18 protein-coding genes are annotated in these 20,758 nt (G+C 53.2%); 10 read left to right on the top strand and 8 right to left on the bottom strand.

What is annotated here, in order from left to right:
• The first annotated feature begins 31 nt into the window (after positions 1 to 31).
• The 6 genes from NQ842_RS11210 (at position 32) to pdeR (ending at position 10,608) form a co-directional block, all read left to right on the top strand.
• Positions 32 to 934, top strand: coding sequence for an ABC transporter six-transmembrane domain-containing protein (locus NQ842_RS11210; RefSeq protein ID WP_219279157.1), 903 nt, complete (start codon positions 32 to 34; stop codon positions 932 to 934).
• A 35-nt stretch (positions 935 to 969) separates the two neighbouring features.
• On the top strand, positions 970 to 4,065 hold the full coding sequence (locus tag NQ842_RS11205) for a multidrug efflux RND transporter permease subunit (protein WP_257256843.1): 3,096 nt from the start codon (positions 970 to 972) through the stop codon (positions 4,063 to 4,065).
• 273 nt (positions 4,066 to 4,338) lie between these two features.
• The gene (gene fabI / locus NQ842_RS11200; protein ID WP_014832208.1) at positions 4,339 to 5,127 is read left to right on the top strand and encodes an enoyl-ACP reductase FabI; all 789 of its coding nucleotides are present in this window, start codon (positions 4,339 to 4,341) and stop codon (positions 5,125 to 5,127) included.
• Between the two features lie 154 nt (positions 5,128 to 5,281).
• Positions 5,282 to 6,268 carry a CMD domain-containing protein gene (locus tag NQ842_RS11195; RefSeq protein ID WP_257256842.1) on the top strand — a complete coding sequence of 329 codons (987 nt, stop codon included), beginning with the start codon at positions 5,282 to 5,284 and terminating at the stop codon, positions 6,266 to 6,268.
• Positions 6,269 to 6,356: 88 nt separating this feature from the next.
• A complete protein-coding gene (locus tag NQ842_RS11190; protein WP_257256841.1) occupies positions 6,357 to 8,291 on the top strand; it encodes an exoribonuclease II in 1,935 nt (644 codons plus the stop codon).
• A gap of 325 nt (positions 8,292 to 8,616) precedes the next feature.
• Positions 8,617 to 10,608 carry a cyclic di-GMP phosphodiesterase gene (gene pdeR / locus NQ842_RS11185; RefSeq protein ID WP_014832211.1) on the top strand — a complete coding sequence of 664 codons (1,992 nt, stop codon included), beginning with the start codon at positions 8,617 to 8,619 and terminating at the stop codon, positions 10,606 to 10,608.
• Here the strand turns inward: pdeR and NQ842_RS11180 are convergent.
• Complete coding sequence (locus tag NQ842_RS11180; protein WP_014832212.1) at positions 10,605 to 11,474, bottom strand: crotonase/enoyl-CoA hydratase family protein; 870 nt, start codon at positions 11,472 to 11,474, stop codon at positions 10,605 to 10,607. The genes pdeR and NQ842_RS11180 overlap by 4 nt on opposite strands.
• A gap of 193 nt (positions 11,475 to 11,667) precedes the next feature.
• On the opposite strand from NQ842_RS11180, the gene NQ842_RS11175 reads away from it, so the two are divergent.
• From NQ842_RS11175 to osmB, 3 genes are all read left to right on the top strand, one after another.
• Positions 11,668 to 11,850 carry a hypothetical protein gene (locus NQ842_RS11175; protein WP_014832213.1) on the top strand — a complete coding sequence of 61 codons (183 nt, stop codon included), beginning with the start codon at positions 11,668 to 11,670 and terminating at the stop codon, positions 11,848 to 11,850.
• Between the two features lie 43 nt (positions 11,851 to 11,893).
• Positions 11,894 to 12,646, top strand: coding sequence for a DNA-binding transcriptional regulator YciT (locus NQ842_RS11170; RefSeq protein WP_014832214.1), 753 nt, complete (start codon positions 11,894 to 11,896; stop codon positions 12,644 to 12,646).
• A 261-nt stretch (positions 12,647 to 12,907) separates the two neighbouring features.
• A complete protein-coding gene (gene osmB, locus NQ842_RS11165; RefSeq protein ID WP_014832215.1) occupies positions 12,908 to 13,126 on the top strand; it encodes an osmotically-inducible lipoprotein OsmB in 219 nt (72 codons plus the stop codon).
• A 102-nt stretch (positions 13,127 to 13,228) separates the two neighbouring features.
• Here the strand turns inward: osmB and yciH are convergent, their stop codons facing one another.
• The 5 genes from yciH to pgpB all read right to left on the bottom strand — a co-directional run bounded on the left by yciH (position 13,229) and on the right by pgpB (position 16,878).
• Positions 13,229 to 13,555: a stress response translation initiation inhibitor YciH gene (gene yciH / locus NQ842_RS11160; protein WP_014832216.1), complete on the bottom strand. Its 327-nt coding sequence runs from the start codon at positions 13,553 to 13,555 to the stop codon at positions 13,229 to 13,231.
• On the bottom strand, positions 13,555 to 14,292 hold the full coding sequence (gene pyrF, locus NQ842_RS11155) for an orotidine-5'-phosphate decarboxylase (protein ID WP_014832217.1): 738 nt from the start codon (positions 14,290 to 14,292) through the stop codon (positions 13,555 to 13,557). The genes yciH and pyrF overlap by 1 nt, the downstream gene beginning before the upstream one ends.
• A gap of 185 nt (positions 14,293 to 14,477) precedes the next feature.
• Positions 14,478 to 15,647: a lipopolysaccharide assembly protein LapB gene (gene lapB, locus NQ842_RS11150; RefSeq protein WP_014832218.1), complete on the bottom strand. Its 1,170-nt coding sequence runs from the start codon at positions 15,645 to 15,647 to the stop codon at positions 14,478 to 14,480.
• A gap of 6 nt (positions 15,648 to 15,653) precedes the next feature.
• Positions 15,654 to 15,962 (bottom strand): LapA family protein, encoded by a 309-nt coding sequence (locus NQ842_RS11145; protein ID WP_013096374.1) that lies wholly within the window; start codon positions 15,960 to 15,962, stop codon positions 15,654 to 15,656.
• Between the two features lie 148 nt (positions 15,963 to 16,110).
• Complete coding sequence (pgpB, locus tag NQ842_RS11140) at positions 16,111 to 16,878, bottom strand: phosphatidylglycerophosphatase B (protein ID WP_014832219.1); 768 nt, start codon at positions 16,876 to 16,878, stop codon at positions 16,111 to 16,113.
• Positions 16,879 to 17,076: 198 nt separating this feature from the next.
• Here pgpB and ribA point away from each other — a divergent pair, with 198 nt between their 5' ends.
• On the top strand, positions 17,077 to 17,667 hold the full coding sequence (gene ribA / locus NQ842_RS11135; protein ID WP_013096372.1) for a GTP cyclohydrolase II: 591 nt from the start codon (positions 17,077 to 17,079) through the stop codon (positions 17,665 to 17,667).
• 44 nt (positions 17,668 to 17,711) lie between these two features.
• Here the strand turns inward: ribA and acnA are convergent, their stop codons facing one another.
• Together acnA and ymiC are read right to left on the bottom strand one after the other, a co-directional pair.
• Positions 17,712 to 20,387 (bottom strand): aconitate hydratase AcnA, encoded by a 2,676-nt coding sequence (gene acnA, locus NQ842_RS11130; RefSeq protein ID WP_257256840.1) that lies wholly within the window; start codon positions 20,385 to 20,387, stop codon positions 17,712 to 17,714.
• A 165-nt stretch (positions 20,388 to 20,552) separates the two neighbouring features.
• Positions 20,553 to 20,651 carry a small membrane protein YmiC gene (gene ymiC / locus NQ842_RS11125; protein WP_014832221.1) on the bottom strand — a complete coding sequence of 33 codons (99 nt, stop codon included), beginning with the start codon at positions 20,649 to 20,651 and terminating at the stop codon, positions 20,553 to 20,555.
• Between the last annotated feature and the right edge of the window lie 107 nt (positions 20,652 to 20,758).

Genomic DNA, 20,758 nt, shown 5'->3' with positions numbered 1-20,758 from the left:
CCTGCTCTCTGGCATTAATAACTCGAAAAATATGATCCTTAAAAATACTCATCGTCCTCCGGTCGTCTCCGGGGTTGTTGGCTCGCTCAAGGCACTTGCCGTGCGGCACCGCAAGAAGCTGTTTATTACCTTCTTTCTGGTTATTGCCGAAAATGTGACCTTTTTACTCTATCCCGTACTTGCGGGGATTGCGATAAATGCCATTCTCGCCGGGGATACCGTGAGCGCTGCACTGTATGGGCTAATGGTCCTGTTTATCTGGTGCATTGGTGCCGCAAGGCGCAGCGTGGACACGCGCACCTTTGCACGAATTTACGCCGGGCTTGCGGTCTCTGTTGTGCTGGCTCAGCGAAAATACCAGCTTAATCATTCGACAATCGCGGCGAGAGTTACCTTGTCGCGTGAGTTCGTGGATTTCTTTGAAATGCATCTGCCCATGCTCATTACCTCGATGAGTTCGCTTTTTGGTGCAGCCATTATGCTGCTGATCATTGAATTCTGGGCTGGCATCGTCTGCGCCATCGTCGTCTTGATCCTGATGGGATTTGTTTCCGGTTTCACCCATAAGAATGAATTGCTGTTCAGACGCCTCAATAACCGCCTTGAGAAAGAGGTCGATTATGTACATAAAGCGGGCTCTGCGACCCTCAAACGTCATTATTCTACGCTTGCACACTTGCGTATTGCGCTCTCTGACCGCGAAGCGTGGGGATATTTACTGATTGGCTCGCTGATCGCCCTGCTTTTTACGCTGACCATCATCCTGATGACCCACACAACGGGGATTACCGCCGGTCACATTTATTCCGTGATGACGTACATGTGGATGTTCGCGACAAGCCTGGATGACGCCCCGCAACTGCTGGAGAAATTTTCACAACTCAGAGACATCGGCAAGCGGGTATCGACCAGTGATGAGACATCGCACACCTGATGCGTTTTACTGTGAGTTGACTGGAAGTAATCTTTATGCCGCAATTTTTTATTGATCGTCCTGTTTTCGCCTGGGTCGTGGCGCTTTTTATTGTGTTGACAGGGGTATTGTCGATTCCCCGGCTACCGGTGGCGCAGTATCCGGCTGTTGCGCCGCCAGGCATTATTATTACTGTCTCGTATCCCGGCGCCAGTCCTGATGTGATGAATACGTCGGTCGTTTCCCTTATCGAGCGTGAAATATCCGGCGTGGATAATTTGCTCTATTTTGAATCATCGAGTGACACCACCGGCTCAGCCTCGATTACGGTGACCTTTAAACCAGGCACCGATATCAAACTGGCGCAGATGGATCTCCAGAATCAGATAAAGATTGTCGAGCCGCGCCTACCTCAGTCGGTCCGGCAAAACGGCATTAACGTCGAGGCGGCAAACGCCGGTTTTCTGATGATGGTGGGGTTAAAGTCCACCTCCGGGACATTTCAGGAAGCGGATTTGAGCGATTATTTTGCCAGAAATATCAGCGATGAACTTCGCCGCGTGCCGGGGGTTGGCAAAGTCCAGCTTTTTGGTGGTGAGAAAGCGCTACGTATCTGGCTCGATCCGATGAAGCTTCATAGCTATGGGCTGTCGGTAAGCGATGTGCTTACCGCGGTCAGCCAGCAGAACACCATTGTTTCCCCCGGCAGAACGGGCGATGAACCGGCAACAGAAGGCCAGGGAGTGACTTATCCGATTACGGTTAAAGGACAACTTTCTTCGGTCGAGGCATTTCGCCATATTACCCTTAAATCCGATACCTCAGGGGCCCGCCTGCAGTTGTCGGACGTTGCCCGCATTGAGTCCGGCCTACAAAGCTATGCGTACGGTATTCGCGAAAACGGCGTTCCGGCGACGGCAGCCGCAATCCAACTGTCGCCGGGCGCGAATGCCATCAGTACCGCCTCAGGGGTGCGGGCACGCATTGATGAACTGTCTCACGTGCTTCCGGAGGGAATGACCTTCACGGTGCCTTTTGATACGGCGCCCTTCGTAAAGCTTTCAATTATGAAAGTGGTTCAGACATTTGTTGAAGCGATGGTACTGGTGTTCCTGGTCATGCTGCTTTTTCTGCACAAGATACGCTGCACGCTTATTCCGGCAATTGTCGCCCCCGTGGCGCTGCTGGGCACCTTTACAATAATGCTGCTCAGCGGCTATTCCATCAATATTCTGACCATGTTCGGGATGGTGCTGGCTATCGGTATTATCGTTGATGATGCCATCGTCGTTGTCGAAAACGTCGAAAGGCTGATGGAAGAAAAAAAGCTTTCCCCACGCGAAGCAACGCGGCAGGCCATGCATGAAATCACTCCTGCCATAGCGGGTATCACGCTGGTGCTTACGGCGGTGTTTATCCCGATGGGCTTTGCGCAGGGTTCGGTGGGGATCATCTATCGACAATTCTGTATTTCAATGGCCATTTCCATTTTATTATCGGCATTCCTCGCGCTGACGCTGACCCCCGCGCTTTGTGCCACGTTACTCAAGCCCCACGCGGCGAACAAGAGAGGTGCCGGAAGATTTGCAACCTGGTTTAACACCCATTTCCATGCCCTCACGGCAGTGTATGCGTCCAGCCTGGGCGCGGTGCTAAAAAAAACGGGGCGCATGCTGCTGCTGTATGTTGCCCTTTGCGCTGCCCTGTTTATGGGGTTGTCTTCTTTGCCATCCTCATTTTTGCCGGATGAAGATCAGGGCTACTTCATGTCATCCCTGCAACTGCCTTCTGACGCGACCATGCAGCGTACCCTTAAAGTGGTTGAAAAATTTGAAGAGGAAATTGCATCGCGACAGGCGATTGAAAGCAACATCATGATCCTGGGCTTTGGCTTTTCGGGTTCCGGCCCTAACTCGGCCATGGCCTTTACCACGCTTAAGGACTGGAAAAATCGACAAGGGATCACCGCCCAGGGGGAAGCAGACGCTATCCAGTCCCGCATGGCTGGCGTTTCTGATGCCGTCACAATGAGCTTACTTCCTCCGGCTATTTCGGATATGGGGACCTCATCCGGATTCACTTACTACTTGCAGGACAGAGCGGGTCTGGGATATCAGGCCTTAAAAAATGCCGCCGATGAGTTTGTTCAGCATGCAAATCAGCGCCCTGAACTGAATGATGTCTACATTGATGGCCTGCCTGAGGGAACCAGCCTTGCACTGCAGATTGACCGGGAAAAAGCAGAGGCCATGGGCGTCTCGTTTGATGAAATTAATCAAACTCTGTCTGTCACCATGGGCTCCAGTTACGTTAATGACTACACCCATAACGGTCGCGTTCGACAGGTCATTGTACAGGCCGATGCGCCATACCGTATGCAACCTGAACAATTGTTAACCTTATCGGTAAAAAACCGGACAGGTCAGATGGTGCCGGTATCTACGTTTGCAACACTGTCATGGAACGTTGCGCCTCAGCAGTTGAACCGATACCAGGGATATCCTGCGATACGGATTACGGGAAGTGCTGCCTCGGGTGAGTCCAGCGGTACGGCAATGAAAATCGTGGAAACGCTGGCAAAGGAGCTGCCTGCGGGTATCGCAGGCGACTGGGCCGGGAGTTCACTGCAGGAGAAAGCGTCTGAGTCACAGCTTCCTGGCCTGATTGTGCTGTCAATCCTCGTGGTATTTATGGTTCTCGCCGCCCTTTACGAGAGCTGGTCGATTCCCTTCGCGGTCATGCTGGTCGTTCCACTGGGTCTTATTGGCGCGGTTGCAGCCGTATCCATTGCAGGTATGACTAATGATGTTTTCTTCAAGGTCGGTCTGATCACCCTGATTGGGCTTTCCGCCAAGAACGCCATTCTGATTGTCGAGTTTGCAAGACAGCTTCAGCGGGAGGGGCAAACAACCGTCGCGGCAACACTCCAGGCCGCCAGTCGGCGCTTGCGCCCCATTTTAATGACCTCGTTAGCCTTTACGCTAGGCGTTGTCCCGCTAATGCTGGCCACCGGGGCGAGTGACAGCACGCAGCATGCCATCGGCACCGGCGTATTCGGCGGCATGATTAGCGGTACGCTTCTCGCCATCTTCTTCGTACCGGTTTTCTTTATTGTCGTCGCGCGTTTCATTGAGCGCGCCAGGAAAAGGTGAAACGCTTTGCAGGATCACGCTTCCACGCTGGTTGGATGAGGCGAAGCTTAACCCGGGTGATATACTGGACGAATGGCGAAATTTTAAGACCTGCGTCACCCGTGTCTGCCCCTTTCGGGACCCCGTTCATGGGCAATGCGCGAGAAATAGCGTGACACAAGGGGCAGTGAGTGGGCTATAATTTCGAGCTGATTTCGAATAATTTTGAAATACTGCCTGTAACGCTATGATTTACAAGGCAAAAAACAAGCAATGAATATAAGGATTAAAGCTATGGGTTTTCTTTCCGGTAAGCGCATTCTGGTAACCGGCGTTGCCAGCAAACTGTCCATCGCATACGGCATCGCACAGGCTATGCATCGCGAAGGCGCTGAGCTGGCGTTCACCTACCAGAACGACAAGCTGAAAGGCCGTGTTGAAGAGTTTGCCGCGCAGCTGGGTTCCAGCATCGTTCTGGAATGTGACGTTGCACAAGATGAAAGCATCGATGGCATGTTTGCTGAACTGGCAAAAACGTGGGACAAATTCGACGGTTTCGTTCACTCCATCGGCTTCGCACCTGGCGACCAGCTGGACGGCGACTACGTTAACGCGGTTACCCGTGATGGCTTCAAAATCGCGCATGACATCAGCTCCTACAGCTTCGTTGCGATGGCGAAATCTTGCCGCGCCATGCTGAACCCGGGCTCCGCCCTGCTGACGCTGTCCTACCTGGGCGCAGAGCGTGCTATCCCTAACTACAACGTTATGGGTCTGGCTAAAGCGTCTCTGGAAGCAAACGTCCGCTACATGGCGAACGCAATGGGCCCTGAAGGTGTGCGCGTTAACGCCATCTCTGCAGGTCCAATCCGCACCCTGGCCGCTTCTGGCATCAAAGATTTCCGTAAAATGCTTGCACACTGCGAAGCGGTTACGCCGATTCGTCGCACCGTTACCATTGAAGATGTGGGTAACTCTGCAGCATTCCTGTGCTCTGATCTTTCCGCGGGTATCTCCGGCGAAGTGGTTCACGTTGATGGCGGCTTCAACATCGCTGCAATGAACGAGCTGGAAATTAAATAAGTTTGTGACTCTCTTCCCGCCCGGGAAGAGAGTTTTTCTCTCCCCGCCGCCTCTCGTTATTCCGTTCTGCTATTTGTTATCACCTAACAATATTTTTCCCCTCATCCGCCTTACGCCAGGATATTGATCGCCATTTTGAGATCAAGGAACGCCCATGGAACAACGCCGTTTTTCCGGCAAAGGCCACTGGTACCACGAAACCCAGTCAAACCACGCGCAGACGGATGTCCTGCCCCTGGTGCCCGAAGCCGCTAACGTCGACGATCGTTTTTTGCTCGATTTAGCCTTACCTGATGAGATTGTCGCCGCCAGTTCTGGCTGGCTAACCCCTGCCAGAGCCTTATGTCATCTGCTGTTCCCTCTCGATATCCCCGTCAACCGCCTGCACACATTAAGTGCTTATGACAGGCTGAGCACCGCGCTGACGGTCGCGCAGGCCTGTGGGGTTCAGAGGCTCTGTAATCATTACGCCGCCCTTCTCGCCCCACTTCCCGGCCCGGACTCGTCACGTGAAAGTAACCGCCGTCTGGCACAAATCACGCAATATGCCCGCCAGCTTGCCAGCTCACCGGATGTTATTGATGATAAAGCGCAGAACCAGCTCGATGAGGTGGGCCTGACAACGTATGACATCGTGCTCATCAGCCAGATTATTGGCTTCATCGGTTTTCAGGCCCGCGTAGTCGCGGTGTTTCAGGCGCTACTGGGGCACCCCGTACGCTGGCTGCCAGGACATCATATTCAACCGCACACACTGCCCGTCAGGCCCGGCGCCTGGATCGCTCTCCTGCCTGTGGTGGAACTGCGCTATGCCAGTGCGCATCAACTCGAGTCCCTTTCACGCTGGCAAGCCGAGCCTGCCCTTCAGGCGCTAACGCCTGTGCTGTGCCATGAACCCATGCTGCTCGATCTGATGGGGGAAATCCTGAATCATTGCCGTGAAGAAGCCTGGGTAACCTCGCCGGCGCTCTCGGCGGCCGTGGAGTTGTTAACACGTTCTCCGGACCGTTTCAGTGCAGCACAGTTTAACCCGCTCACGGAGGAAGGACTTCCCGCTGACCGGGCGATTGCGCTGCTTACGCGAAGCGCGTTTGATGGCTGGCTTGAGCGCCTGAAAGTCGCGCTTGGCAAAGCGGAATAACCATACTATTTACCCAAAGACCGCTTGCTGTGGCAGTGAGAATCGCGTAAAACTGTCAGCCGCTCAATGGCTACGAAAATAGAACATTATGTTTCAGGACAACCCGCTGCTAGCGCAGCTTAAACAGCAACTGCATTCCCAGACGCCGCGTGCAGAAGGGGTCGTAAAAGCCACGGAAAAAGGCTTTGGTTTCCTTGAAGTCGACGCGCAGAAAAGCTACTTCATTCCGCCACCGCAGATGAAGAAAGTGATGCACGGTGACCGCGTCATGGCTGTCATTCATGCTGAAAAAGAACGTGAATCTGCCGAGCCGGAAGAACTGATCGAGCCGTTCCTGACCCGTTTTGTGGGCAAGGTGCAGAGAAAAGACGACCGTCTCTCTATCGTGCCAGATCATCCCCTGCTGAAAGACGCCATTCCATGCCGTGCCGCTCGCGGCGTTGAGCATGATTTCAAAGAAGGTGACTGGGCCGTGGCGGAAATGCGCCGTCATCCTCTGAAAGGCGATCGTGGGTTCTATGCGGAACTGACCCAGTTCATTACCTTCGGCGACGACCATTTCGTGCCGTGGTGGGTTACGCTTGCGCGCCATAATCTTGAAAAAGAAGCCCCGAACGGCGTAGCCACCGAGATGCAGGATGAAGGGCTGGAGCGTAGGGATCTGACCGCACTGGAGTTTGTCACTATCGACAGCGCCAGTACGCAAGATATGGATGATGCGCTGTATGCTGAAGAGCGCGGCGATGGCAAACTGCTGTTAACCGTCGCCATTGCCGATCCTACCGCCTGGATTGCCGAAGGCAGTAAGCTGGACGATATCGCGAAAGTCCGTGCGTTCACTAACTACCTGCCTGGCTTTAACATCCCGATGTTACCGCGTGAACTCTCCGACGATCTCTGCTCGCTGCGTCCGAATGAAGTGCGTCCGGTTCTCGCCTGCCGCATGACCATTGCTGCGGACGGCACGATTGAAGACGATATCGAATTCTTCGCTGCCACCATTGAATCAAAAGCCAAGCTGGCTTATGACGACGTTTCTGACTGGCTGGAAAATACCGGCACCTGGAAACCGGAGTCAGACGCCATTGCTGCACAGATTCGTCTGCTGCACCGCATCTGTCTGAACCGCAGTGAATGGCGTCAAACCCATGCGCTGGTATTCAAAGATCGTCCGGACTATCGCTTTGTTCTGGGTGAAAAAGGCGAAGTGCTGGATATCGTGGCCGAGCCGCGCCGTATTGCAAATCGCATCGTCGAAGAGGCGATGATCTCCGCCAACATTTGTGCCGCACGCGTGCTGCGCGACAAGCTGGGCTTCGGTATTTATAACGTCCATACCGGCTTTGATCCGGCCAATACCGAAGCGCTGGCCGCCCTGCTGAAGAATCATGACGTGCATGTTGACCCGGAAGAGGTGCTGACCTTGCAGGGCTTCTGCAAGCTGCGTCGCGAGCTGGACGCACAGCCTTCTGGTTTCCTCGACAGCCGTATTCGTCGGTTCCAGTCCTTTGCTGAAATCAGCACAGAGCCTGGCCCGCACTTCGGCCTCGGTCTGGATGCCTACGCGACCTGGACATCTCCAATTCGTAAGTACGGCGATATGGTTAACCACCGCCTGCTCAAAGCGATCATCAAGGGCGAATCCATTGCACGTCCTCAGGATGACACGACCCTGCAGATGGCAGATCGTCGACGCCTGAACCGCATGGCGGAACGTGACGTGGGTGACTGGTTGTATGCCCGCTTCCTGCAGGATAAAGCCGGTACAGAGACTCGCTTCGCCGCAGAAATCATTGATATCAGCCGTGGGGGTATGCGTGTGCGTCTGGTGGATAACGGGGCGGTTGCCTTTATCCCTGCACCGTTCCTGCATGCCGTTCGCGACGAACTGGTCTGTAGCCAGGAAAATGGTACTGTGCAAATCAAAGGTGAAACGGTTTACAAGGTCACGGACGTGATTGACGTCACTATCGCCGAAGTCCGCATGGAAACCCGCAGTATTATCGCGCGCCCTGCCGCCTGATAAGCTATTCAATTGTCGGCCCTTTCCTTACAGGGCGGGCCGACATTTTTTTCTCCCACGCCGCTCTGCAAAATCATCATTTTTTCTTACTATTTTCAGTCTTCTTCCGCCCAATTTCGCCATAATTATCTACAGTAAAAGAGTGCCGTTATATCCGGTTACGTGAATTTTTATTGGCTGAGTATCCTTTTTTACCTGACTCGTTTTATTATAAGAAAACCGGGAAAAAACAATAAGTTCACATCGGTTCAGCCGTGGTCTCACTTCGGAAAAGCCGATCGCAAATGAATAAATTGTGCGCTAACAGGCAGCTTCAGGAGAAAACATGATGGACGATTTGGAGCAGAATTTGCTGTTTCGTTACATGGGAACTCACAGCCCCTGGTGGCGACTGACAGCGGACAGCAATGCTCTGCACCTTGCCACCAGCGAAAATGCCGATGTGACTCAGGTGGTGGCGCTGGATGATGAACAGGCCGAACTTATCCGCCAGTTAACCGTCATTACGTCCAGCATCTCAATGACGCTCTCGTTGTATGGCGAAGATGTGCCTGTTCACCTTGTCGGACGCAAAATAACCCGTAATGAATGGGCCGGTACCGCCTCTGCGTGGAACGATACGCCTTCCGTGGCCCGCGACCTGGCTCAGGGCCTGTCCTTTGCTGAGCAGGTCGTCTCCGAAGCCAACTCCGTTATCGTCATTCTCGATCAGAATGGCAACATTCAGCGATTTAACCGCCTGAGCGAAGAGTACACCGGTCTCAAAGAACAAGAAGTTATCGGCCAGAATGTGTTTAAGTTGTTTATGAGCCGCAGTGAAGCCGCAGCCTCAAAGCGCAACATTACCGGTTTCTTTCGCAACGGCAGTTCTTACGAAGTCGAACGCTGGATCAAAACGCGAAAAGGACAACGCTTGTTTCTGTTCAGAAACAAATTTGTCCACAGTGGCAGCGGTAAAAATGAAATTTTTCTTATCTGTTCCGGCACCGATATTACGGAAGAGCGCCGCGCCCAGGAGCGCCTGCGGGTGCTGGCCAACACCGATACCATCACCGGCTTGCCGAACCGTAATGCGATCCACGAACTGATTTCAGACGCCATCGACAACCGTGGTGAGACGCAGGTTGGCGTGGTATATCTCGATCTCGATAACTTCAAAAAAGTGAACGATGCCTACGGGCATATGTTTGGCGATCAGCTCCTGCAGGCGGTTGCGCTGGCCATTCTGAGCTGTCTGGATGAAGGCCAGGTACTGGCGCGACTCGGCGGCGATGAATTTATTGTCATGGCCACCCATACCTCTCAGGGTTCTCTGGAAGCGATGGCATCACGCATTCTGACCCGTCTGCGCCAGCCGTTCAGAATTGGTCTGATTGAAATTTACACGGGCTGCTCATTAGGGATCGCCCTCGCCCCGCAGCACGGCAACGATCGGGAAAGCGTCATCCGCAATGCCGATACCGCTATGTACACCGCCAAAGAGAACGGCCGGGGCAAGTTCTGCGTCTTCTCACCGGAAATGAACCAGCGCGTGTTTGAATATCTCTGGCTGGATACCAACCTGCGTAAAGCACTGGATAACGATCAACTGCTGATCCACTATCAGCCCAAAGTCACCTGGCGCGGCGAAGTCAGAAGCCTGGAAGCGCTGGTGCGCTGGCAATCCCCAGAACGCGGATTAATTCCTCCGCTGGAATTTATCTCGTATGCTGAGGAGTCAGGGCTGATTGTGCCGCTTGGCCGCTGGGTCATGCTTGACGTGGTTCGTCAGGTGGCCAAATGGCGCGATAAGGGCATTAATCTGCGTGTGGCAGTGAACGTCTCGGCTCGTCAACTGGCCGACCAAACCATTTTTAGTGATTTAAAACAGGCCCTGAAGGATCTGGATTTTGAATACTGCCCTATCGACGTGGAGTTGACAGAAAGCTGTCTCATTGAAAACGAAGAGCTGGCGTTGTCAGTGATCAAACAGTTCAGCCAGCTTGGCGCACAAATTCATCTGGACGATTTTGGGACCGGTTACTCGTCGTTGTCCCAACTGGCACGATTCCCAATCGATGCAATCAAGCTTGATCAGTCATTTGTCCGGGATATTCATAAACAGTCCATTTCCCAGTCGCTGGTGCGGGCCATTGTCGCGGTGGCGCAGGCACTGAACTTACAGGTCATTGCTGAAGGTGTGGAGAGCGCAAAAGAAGACGCCTTTCTGACTAAGAACGGCGTCAACGAACGGCAGGGTTTTCTCTTTGCTAAGCCCATGCCCGCTGCCGCATTCGAGCGATGGCTAAAGCGATATCAGTCGCGTAAACAGCGTTAACTGGCTTTGCGTAATCCCGCCGCATGGTGGCGGTTTTGCAGCATCACCAGACGCTCCATATAGGCGATATCTTTTGGCTCAAGGCAGAATGCCGCATCGACCCAATCTTCCGTGATGTCCATCAGCTCACTGCGGGGCAACTGCAGCACGCGTGTACGGGCGCGTAACATCGCCCTTACGCCGTTCAACTTCGGCCGCAGCGTGTCGATGAACGTTCTGACAGAGACGTAGCTTTGTCCAGGTTCGAACAGCACATCCACTAAACCGTGCTGTTCATACCACTCTGCCGTATGAGACTCCCCTTTATAGATGAGTTCCTCTGCCAGTTTCATGCCTGAACGGCGTGCGACCAGCGAGTATCCCCCCATGCCGGGGAAAAGATTGAAGGCGATCTCAGGGAAGCCTAAACGGGCATCGCGCTGGGACAGCACGAAGTGGTGCGCCAGCGCGGCCTCAAATCCGCCCCCTAACGCACTGCCTTCAACCATCGCCAGCGTGATAGCCCCCGTATCAAAACCCCGTGACGCCGCATGGACACAATCAACGCAGGCACGAGCATAGGCCCGTAACGCTTCGCGACGTCCATTCTGGATGCATTCTACGAAGAACTGTAAATCACCTCCCGTATTGTACATCTCGGGCACCAGCGAACCGGTTACCCAAAAATCGACCGCAAACCCGGACTGGCGAACCAGCCATGAGAGGTTCATGATCTCCTCAATTAACGCATGGTTGAAACAGGGTCGTGGCTGCGCCCGCAACATCATCCAGACTGTGCGGCGCTCCTCTTCGTAATACCCTGACAACTGAGTGAAACGTTCAGTATCGGTAAACAGTGTGCAGGTAGTCTGATTGATAACTGTCATAGTCTAATTCCTCATATAAAAAAGCGCCTTGCGCGCAGTTTTAGACTAATCCACTCATTCATCACGCTGCATGCGGGGGAATAAATTTATTACTTTCATTTATGTAATTTAGTTATTGCATTTTTTCCCTTCTCTTTTGAATCCATTTTCTGCATCATTGAAAATATTAACTTTTCGTACCCGGGATGAGATTATGTCTAACATTGATGCGCAGGCCGTAGCCCAACGAATTGATACCGTGCTGGATATACTGGTGGCGGGCGATTATCACTCTGCGATCCGTAACCTTGAGATCCTGAAGTCTGAACTTCTTGCTCAGAATGGCGCCGAAACTGCACCAGAAAACAGACAGCCAAAAGCCCCGTGGGAAGTTTAACCCCACCCTTTCCGCCCTCGTTTCGCTTTATTAAATGGATGCTATGAATTCCCGACAACAAATCATTCTGCAGATGGTCATCGATCAGGGACGCGTAAGCGTCGTCGATCTCGCTAAAACGACAGGCGTTTCTGAAGTCACCATCCGTCAGGATCTGAATCTGCTGGAAAAACAGAGCTACCTGCGTCGTGCGCATGGGTATGCGGTCCCGCTGGACAGCGAGGACGTTGAAACCCGCATGATGAACAACTATGCCCTCAAACGTGAACTGGCTGAGTTTGCCGCGTCCTTAGTGAACAATGGCGAAACGGTCTTTATTGAGAACGGCAGTAGTAACGCCCTGCTGGCCCGCACCCTGGCCGATCAAAAAGACATCACCATCATAACCGTGAGTAGCTATATCGCTCACTTGCTGAAGGAGACACGCTGTGAGGTCATCCTGCTGGGCGGCATCTACCAGAAAAAAAGTGAGAGCATGGTAGGCCCACTGACGCGTCAGTATGTTCAGCAGGTGCATTTTAGTAAGGCCTTCATCGGTATTGACGGCTGGCAGCCAGAAACCGGCTTTACCGGGCGGGATATGATGCGTTCAGACGTAGTGAATGCGGTGCTGGAAAAAGAGTGTGAAGCTATCGTGCTGACCGACAGCTCAAAATTTGGCGCGGTCCATCCCTATACGATGGGACCAATTTCCCGATTCAGTCGCGTAATTACCGATGACCGGCTGAGCGACGCACACCGGAATAAACTCGAAGAAGACGGCCTTATCGTCGATATTATTAAAAAACCCGCATGATGCCAGGTGCGCCTGAAATTCAGGCGCACCTGAAACGCTCTCTGAGATGATTCCTAACCTCCCTTTAAGAGTTTTTACCTGTTTAACCTGCCCTAAAGTCGTAAAATTAATGTTAGCGATATAACAGGAAGTGACTATCACTTGCGTGATTACGTAACACCTGCGCGACCAGCTTTCACGGAGAACAGAATTTAAGTATTCAGCTAGTCTATACTTAAAACGTAGATCTTTCCGTGAATCGATAATTCAGGAGAAAGTATTATGACCTTAACCAGCAAAAAATTAGCCGCCGCTGTTCTGGCAATCACTGTAGCGATGTCCCTGAGCGCATGCTCTAACTGGTCTAAACGTGACCGTAACACCGCCATTGGCGCCGGTGCTGGTGCAATCGGTGGTGCAGTATTAACAGATGGTAGTACGCTGGGTACATTAGGTGGTGCTGCTGTTGGTGGTATTATCGGTCACCAGGTAGGCAAATAATTATTATACGCCCTGACGGGCTTAGCGTTATTTAACGCATTTCAGGTCTGACTTACGCACGTATAAAACAAGAGCCACGGTAATTACCGTGGCTCATTTATTTTAACCGCCCGCCAGTTTCACTTTCATCCCTTTGGCTTCAAGATGCGATTTAATGACATCGCGTTTATCACCCTGGATTTCGATTATGCCGTCTTTTACGGCACCGCCGCAGCCACATTTCTTTTTCAGTTCAGCCGCCAGCTTTGCCAGCTCTGCGTCATCCAGATCAATACCCGAGATAAGACATACGCCCTTTCCTTTACGACCGCTGGTCTGGCGCTGGATGCGAACAATCCCATCGCCTTTCGGGCGCTCCGCTTTCGCTTTCGGTTCGTCAATACGTCCGGTTTCGGTTGAATAGACCAGACGACTGTTGGAGTCCGTCATTACGCCCCCTTTTTCAGTGATGCATTGATAGCCTTAAGCGTCTCTGCCGGATTGGCAGATTGGGTCACCGGACGGCCAATGACCATGTAATCCACGCCTGCCGCCAGCGCCTGCTCAGGGGTCATAATACGGCGCTGATCGCCAGCCTCACTGCCCGCAGGACGGATACCCGGCGTGACCAGTTTGAAATTCTGGCCCAGTTCCGTTTTGAAACGCACCGCTTCCTGCGCAGAACAGACGACACCATCCAGACCGCAATTCTGGGTCAGACGGGCAAGGCGTTCTGCGTGATCGGCAGGTGACAACGTCACACCCAGGTCGCGTAAGTCGTTTTCGTCCATGCTCGTCAGTACCGTTACCGCAATCAGCAATGGTGCATCCTTACCAAACGGCAGAAGCGCTTCACGCGCGGCTGTCATCATTCTCGCCCCACCCGATGCATGCACGTTGACCATCCATACACCCAACTCGGCGGCGGCGGCAACGGCGTGTGCCGTGGTGTTAGGGATATCATGGAATTTGAGGTCGAGAAAAACGTCAAAACCGCGTTGTTGCAGATCGCGCACGATTTGCGGTCCAAATAACGTGAACATCTCTTTGCCCACTTTCAGACGGCAGTCGCGAGGATCGATACCGTCGACAAAAGCCAGAGCGGCGTCACGCTTATTATAATCGAGAGCAACAACAACAGGAGAATCAGTAACTACGCGGGAAGTGGAGGAAGTAACAGACGTCATGACCAGCCCTTTTCGTCTATGGGCGCGCAGTGGCGCGGAACAGATAAACGGCGTGCATTCTACCTGTCAGCGCCACAAATTGACAGGACCGTTTTACTTCCTGCCCGGCTGGCAAACCGCACGGTGCTGAGCAGGTTTGTAAAAGCGATAAGTATGTTGTAACTAAAGTGAGGGGTTTTAAAAAATCACTGCCCATCGAGACCGCGAATGGGCTTGATGGTTGACCAGGCCCGGCATGAAGGACAGTGCCAGTAAAGCGTATAGGCGGTGAAACCACACTTCTGACAGCGGTAGCGCGGTTTGCTGCGCACCTGTTCGCCAACCATGTCACGCAGCACCATCAGGCTCTCTTTGGCGCGCCCTTCTTCTGCGTCGTTCAGGTGGTAATCCATCAGCTTGTGGAAAACCCGCATTGTAGGGTGACGCTGTAGCTGACGCGTTATATAAACCTGTGCCGTGTCGCTGCCCTCATGTTGCTCAACCACGTCGGAAAGCATCAACTCTGCGGTGGCCCCGGTGTTCTCTTCCACACAGCGACGCAGGAACGCAACCCATTCATCCTGTTTATCCAGTTGCTGATAACAGGTCTGCAGCATTTCAAGGGTTTCACTGACCAGCTCTTTGTCCTGATCAATGACGCGCAGCAGGCTTTCAACGGCTTTGGCATAGTCGCCACTCGCCATAAAGACGCGCCCCATCATGATGGAAATACGCGCGCTGTTGCGATCTGCGGCGGCCCCTTTTTTCAACAACGTCATGGCTTTATCCATGTCGTCGTTCCCCATCTGCTGCAGAGCCAGTTCGCAGTAAAAATGGGCTATCTCAACGCGCTGTTTGTCTTTACCCAGCTTCACCAGACGTTCAGCGGTATCAATGGCTTTCTGCCAGTCGCTGGTGGCCTGGTAAATCTGCAATAACTGCTGTAGCGCGCCAATGCGGAAATCTGTTTCGTCCACCAGCTGCGAGAACATGTCTTCGGCACGGTCATACAACCCTGCCGCCATGTAATCACGTCCCAGCTGTTGTACTGCCAGCAGACGCTGATCGTAGGTCAACGAGGCGCTTTCCATGAGGGTTTGGTGAATGCGAATGGCGCGGTCAACTTCGCCGCGCGAGCGGAACAGGTTGCCCAGGGTCAGGTGTGCTTCAACGGTCCCGGTGTCCTCTTTTAACATGTCGAGGAACAGATCAACCGCTTTGTCCTGCTGATTGCTCAGGAGGAAGTTCACCCCCGCAACGTAGTCGCGGGAGAGTCGGTTCGCCTCATCCTGTTTTGTTTGTTGCGCACTTCTGCGGCCCATATACCAGCCATAGGCAGCGGCTACAGGCAAAAGCAGAAACAACAACTCCAGCATATTCGATTATTCCTTGACGACCGGCACACCAGAGCTTTCCGGAATGTCGGACGCAGGCGCAATTTGATGTTCGAGGCGTTTAATTTTACGTTCCGCACGCGCAAGTGAAACACGCACTTTTAACCAGAACAGGCCACATACCAGCCAGCCAATGGCGAAGCCGGCTGCGAACAAGACCGCCAGCAGGCTTGAAACACGATACTCGCCCTGCGCCAGCAGATAGTTAAACGTTACCTGTTGATCGTTTTGTGCACCCAATGTGACTGAAATGACAAAAATCGCCAATACCAGTAAGAAAATGAGTAAATATTTCACATTACTTCCCGTTATGTGGTTCAAGCGAATAAAGTGTGTTCAACTCACCGCAATCAGCCTTATAAACTACCATTTTAGCGACGGGCGCGAAACGGAAAAAGTGACGCGCCAGTCATGGATTTATGAGCAAAATGCGCAAAATCAACCATCAGACGCCGCTGTGCTCCCTTTCGGCGATCTCTTCTCTCTCTTCCGGCGGCGGCGTTAACGGACCGCAGAGCCGTTCAGCAAGCCAGGTTGCCAGGGTCACCAGCAGCCATGAAATGAGCGTCGCCACCACTAAATCACGTGGCCAGTGCATGCCCAGCAGTAAACGGCTGCCCATCACTCCCGTCGCCCAGACCAGCAAAATGGCGATAGTCACCGTACGACGCCGCGGCCACAGCAGCCCGACACCCAGAAGTGCCCAACTGGCGGCAAACATGGTGTGTCCGGATGGAAACGCAAAGCCGGTCTCTTTTTGCCAGTGCTTACGTAAGAATTTCGGGATATCCTGCTGTTCCGCAAGCTGTTCTTTCACCAGCGCACCACGATCTTTACGTTTTAAATTGTAGAACTCATTCACCGGAACATGATGCGTTTTTTCCAGCCAGACCACAAAAGGACGCGGTTCCTGGACATGATCTTTCACCCAGGATTTCACCCCCTGGCCTACCAGAATCGCCCCACCGAGGATAGCAAAGAGCACCAGCGCTGCGCGTAGACGAAAGCGCAGGCACCACAAAAACCAGGCGCAAAGCAATACATGAGTAATGATGCCCCAGGGTTGGGTAACGGTCTCTGTTGTCCAGTATAAGATTTTCAGCCACATGGCGTTTTGCCCGGGCTGCCACATCCAGCCTGATACCCATACGGCCAGTGGCATAATCAGTAATAGGGCTGCACCTGCTGCCGTTCGTCTGGCGATTGAAAGCATGTCTTCTCCTTTTTCGCTAAGCATCACAATCATAACTGAAATTCATCCGATGGGTGGATATGTCGGATCGTGCGTTTAACGTTCGTATAGCATGGCAGCCATTAGGCGAACTCGCTGAGCTTGTGGCAAAATGAACGGATACAGAAAGCAAAAACAGGCGAAAGACACGAAAGGTGTCAGCCTACTCTGGAGAATCACATGCAGCTTAAACGTGTGGCAGAAGCCAAACTGCCAACCCCATGGGGCGATTTCCTGATGGTGGGATTTGAAGAACTGGCTACCGGACAAGATCACGTCGCCCTGGTGTATGGCGACATTTCAGGGCAGACCCCGGTACTGTCTCGCGTTCATTCGGAATGTTTGACCGGCGATGCGTTGTTCAGCCTGCGCTGTGATTGCGGTTTCCAGCTGGAAGCAGCACTCTCTCATATTGCCGAAGAAGGCCGTGGCGTGCTGCTTTATCACCGCCAGGAAGGGCGTAATATTGGCCTGCTGAATAAAATCCGCGCCTACGCACTGCAGGATCAGGGTTACGATACGGTGGAAGCGAATCACCAGCTTGGCTTTGCCGCCGATGAGCGTGATTTCACGCTGTGTGCGGATATGTTCAAGCTGCTGGGCGTGGATGAAGTGCGACTGCTGACCAATAACCCGAAAAAGGTCGAAATTCTGACCGAGGCGGGGATCAATATCGTTGAGCGTGTACCGCTTATCGTGGGACGTAACCCGAAAAACGCGCACTACCTCGATACCAAAGCCGCCAAAATGGGGCATCTGCTGAGCGAGTGATCGCGAAATGCCCGGCCACGCGCTCGCGTACCGGGCTGGTTTCATCAATCCAGCATCTTACGAATCACGTAATGTAAAATGCCGTCGTTCTGGTAATAGGTAAGCTCTGTTGCCGTATCAATGCGGCACCCGCATTCGAGCACCTCTGTTTTACCGTCTGCACGCGTTAATTTTACTGGCACCGTTTTACCCGGTTGCAAGGTTTGCAGGCCGCTGATGTCAATCTGCTCTTCCCCGGTGAGGCCCAACGTTTTGCGGGTGACGCCCTGCGGGAACTCAAGCGGCAGGATCCCCATCCCAATCAGGTTTGAACGGTGAATACGTTCAAACGATTCGGCAATGACAACGCGAACGCCAAGCAGACGCGGGCCTTTCGCCGCCCAGTCACGGCTGGAGCCGGAACCGTATTCTTTACCGGCAATCACCGCCAGCGGCGTGCCTTCATGCTGGTATTTGACGGCCGCGTCATAAATTGAGATCACTTCACTGCCCGGCAAATGACGCGTCATGCCCCCTTCCACTCCCGGCACCATTTCATTGCGGATACGGATATTGGCAAACGTGCCGCGCATCATCACTTCATGGTTACCACGACGTGAGCCGTAGGAGTTGAAATCCCGGCGCTCCACGCCCCGGCTCTGCAGATAACGGCCAGCGGGACTGTCGGCTTTGATGCTTCCTGCAGGCGAGATGTGGTCCGTGGTGACGGAGTCTCCCAGCATCGCCAGAATGCGCGCGCCGTGAATATCTTTCAGCGGCGCAGGTTCAGCGAGCATCTCATCGAAGAACGGCGACAGGCGGATATAGGTCGAATCATCCTGCCAGTCGTAGGTGTCTGAACCCACGACGTCGATGGCCTTCCATTCCGGCGTACCTTCAAACACCTCCGCATACTCTTTGCGGAACATTTCGGTAGAAACTTTCTCTACGGCCAATGCAATTTCCCGGGCAGACGGCCAGATATCCTTCAGATAGACTGGATCATTCTTGCGATCGTGGCCAATCGGATCGGTGACCAGGTTGATATTCATATTCCCGGCCAGAGCGTATGCCACAACCAGCGGTGGAGACGCCAGCCAGTTGGTCTTGACCAGCGGATGAATTCGACCTTCAAAGTTACGGTTACCGGAAAGGACGGCCCCGACGGTGAGATCGCCCTGCTTGATGGCCATTTCAATCGGTTCAGGTAGCGGGCCAGAGTTACCTATGCAGGTGGTACAGCCGTACCCTACCAGGTTAAAGCCCAGTTCATCCAGATACGGTGTTAATTTGGCCTGAGCCAGGTAATCTGAAACCACTTTGGAGCCCGGCGCCAGAGAGGCTTTTACCCACGGCTGCGGTTTCAGCCCCAGCTCTACCGCTTTCTTCGCCAGGAGACCGGCCGCCATCAGTACGCTGGGGTTCGACGTGTTTGTACAGGAGGTGATGGCTGCAATGACAACCGCACCATCCGGAAGCTGATACTGATGTCCGTTCATGACATAATCGATTGGGCGGTGATCTTTTTTCGCCGTGTTGACCTCCAGTTCATTACTGGCGGCAAAGGCTTTCGGTACGTCCGTCAACGCAACCCGATCCTGTGGACGTTTTGGCCCTGCCAGGCTTGCCTCGACGGAGCCCATATCCAGTTCAAGTGTGCTGGTAAATACCGGTTCATCGCCGGGATTGCGCCACATCCCCTGCGCTTTGGTATACGCCTCAACCAGTGCCACCTGCTCTTCGCTGCGGCCACTCAGGCGCATGTATTCGAGCGTGACATTATCGATAGGGAAAAAGCCGCAGGTAGCACCATACTCCGGCGCCATATTGGCGATGGTGGCACGGTCAGCAAGCGGCAATGAATCCAGCCCGTCACCGTAGAATTCGACAAATTTCCCTACCACGCCATGCTTACGCAGCATCTGCGTAACGGTCAGTACCAGGTCGGTGGCGGTAATGCCTTCCGACAGTTTGCCGGTAAGCTTAAAGCCCACCACATCAGGGATCAGCATCGATACCGGCTGGCCGAGCATGGCGGCTTCGGCTTCGATCCCGCCAACGCCCCAGCCCAGAACGCCCAGGCCGTTAATCATGGTGGTGTGCGAATCGGTGCCCACCAGGGTATCCGGATAGGCCACCCACTCTTTATCCTGCAATTCACTCCAGACCGCTTTGCCCAGGTATTCAAGATTCACCTGATGGCAGATCCCCGTACCGGGTGGAACGACGCTAAAGCGGCTAAAGGCCTGCTGCCCCCATTTGAGGAAGACGTAGCGTTCGTGGTTACGCTCCATCTCCAGACGCACGTTTTCGCCAAAGGCATCGTCGTCACCGAAGTGGTCCACGGTGACAGAGTGGTCGATAACGAGATCAACGGGAGAAAGCGGATTCACTTTTGCCGTATCGCCACCAAGGCGCTTCACCGCTTCACGCATTGCCGCTAAGTCAACCACGGCAGGTACCCCGGTAAAGTCCTGCATCAGGACCCTTGCTGGTCGATAGGCAATTTCTCTGTCAGCATGGGCATGCTTAAGCCATCCTGCCAGCGCCTGGATATCCTCAAGGGTGACAGAATCACCATCCTGCCAGCGTAAAAGATTTTCCAGTAAAACTTTCAAGGACTTGGGTAAACGCGAAATGTCCCCAAGCGTCCTGGCTGCCAGCGGCAGGCTGTAGTAGTGCCAGGTTTTATTTTCTGCCTGTAATGTGTCCTTACTGGCTTCGCGTAGGGTTACCGACATAAGCTCCTCCTTAATTACAGAGATGTCCTGACAATCATCAGGGCTGTAATTAAAGATAACACAAAGATGTCGTAACGTTTTGATAACAACCCGAAATGATAAATCCAGGAATGTTCCCGTTCAGGGGGTAAAACAAAAAACCCCGCCGAAGCGAGGTTTTACGATTTAGTGGAAGGCCAGCCAGATAAGCTGAGACCAGAACAGAATCGACGCGGAAAAAACGCCGAGCCATGACCAGTATTTCATAGACATCATGTTATTCATCATAGGGACACCAGGCATTATTATTAAAGGTTCCGAGGTCTGTCCTCAGTTCAATATTGCTGATGTGTATTTATTAAAGAGTACAAAAGCATTGAGCCGTTATTCAG

The organism is Enterobacter cloacae complex sp. R_G8, from assembly GCF_024599795.1.
In the GTDB taxonomy this organism is placed as follows: domain Bacteria; phylum Pseudomonadota; class Gammaproteobacteria; order Enterobacterales; family Enterobacteriaceae; genus Enterobacter; species Enterobacter dissolvens.
Note: the sequence above shows the minus strand (reverse complement) of the source record. Positions and strands in the feature narration are given on the sequence as shown.

What these genes read in the sequence shown, in the direction of transcription:
- NQ842_RS11210 (WP_219279157.1), top strand. Translation starts at nt 32, where the DNA reads ATGATCCTTAAAAATACTCATCGTCCTCCGGTCGTCTCCGGGGTTGTT.
- NQ842_RS11205 (WP_257256843.1), top strand. Translation starts at nt 970, where the DNA reads ATGCCGCAATTTTTTATTGATCGTCCTGTTTTCGCCTGGGTCGTGGCG.
- fabI (WP_014832208.1), top strand. Translation starts at nt 4,339, where the DNA reads ATGGGTTTTCTTTCCGGTAAGCGCATTCTGGTAACCGGCGTTGCCAGC.
- NQ842_RS11195 (WP_257256842.1), top strand. Translation starts at nt 5,282, where the DNA reads ATGGAACAACGCCGTTTTTCCGGCAAAGGCCACTGGTACCACGAAACC.
- NQ842_RS11190 (WP_257256841.1), top strand. Translation starts at nt 6,357, where the DNA reads ATGTTTCAGGACAACCCGCTGCTAGCGCAGCTTAAACAGCAACTGCAT.
- pdeR (WP_014832211.1), top strand. Translation starts at nt 8,617, where the DNA reads ATGATGGACGATTTGGAGCAGAATTTGCTGTTTCGTTACATGGGAACT.
- NQ842_RS11180 (WP_014832212.1), bottom strand. Translation starts at nt 11,474, where the DNA reads ATGACAGTTATCAATCAGACTACCTGCACACTGTTTACCGATACTGAA.
- NQ842_RS11175 (WP_014832213.1), top strand. Translation starts at nt 11,668, where the DNA reads ATGTCTAACATTGATGCGCAGGCCGTAGCCCAACGAATTGATACCGTG.
- NQ842_RS11170 (WP_014832214.1), top strand. Translation starts at nt 11,894, where the DNA reads ATGAATTCCCGACAACAAATCATTCTGCAGATGGTCATCGATCAGGGA.
- osmB (WP_014832215.1), top strand. Translation starts at nt 12,908, where the DNA reads ATGACCTTAACCAGCAAAAAATTAGCCGCCGCTGTTCTGGCAATCACT.
- yciH (WP_014832216.1), bottom strand. Translation starts at nt 13,555, where the DNA reads ATGACGGACTCCAACAGTCGTCTGGTCTATTCAACCGAAACCGGACGT.
- pyrF (WP_014832217.1), bottom strand. Translation starts at nt 14,292, where the DNA reads ATGACGTCTGTTACTTCCTCCACTTCCCGCGTAGTTACTGATTCTCCT.
- lapB (WP_014832218.1), bottom strand. Translation starts at nt 15,647, where the DNA reads ATGCTGGAGTTGTTGTTTCTGCTTTTGCCTGTAGCCGCTGCCTATGGC.
- pgpB (WP_014832219.1), bottom strand. Translation starts at nt 16,878, where the DNA reads ATGCTTTCAATCGCCAGACGAACGGCAGCAGGTGCAGCCCTATTACTG.
- ribA (WP_013096372.1), top strand. Translation starts at nt 17,077, where the DNA reads ATGCAGCTTAAACGTGTGGCAGAAGCCAAACTGCCAACCCCATGGGGC.
- acnA (WP_257256840.1), bottom strand. Translation starts at nt 20,387, where the DNA reads ATGTCGGTAACCCTACGCGAAGCCAGTAAGGACACATTACAGGCAGAA.
- ymiC (WP_014832221.1), bottom strand. Translation starts at nt 20,651, where the DNA reads ATGAATAACATGATGTCTATGAAATACTGGTCATGGCTCGGCGTTTTT.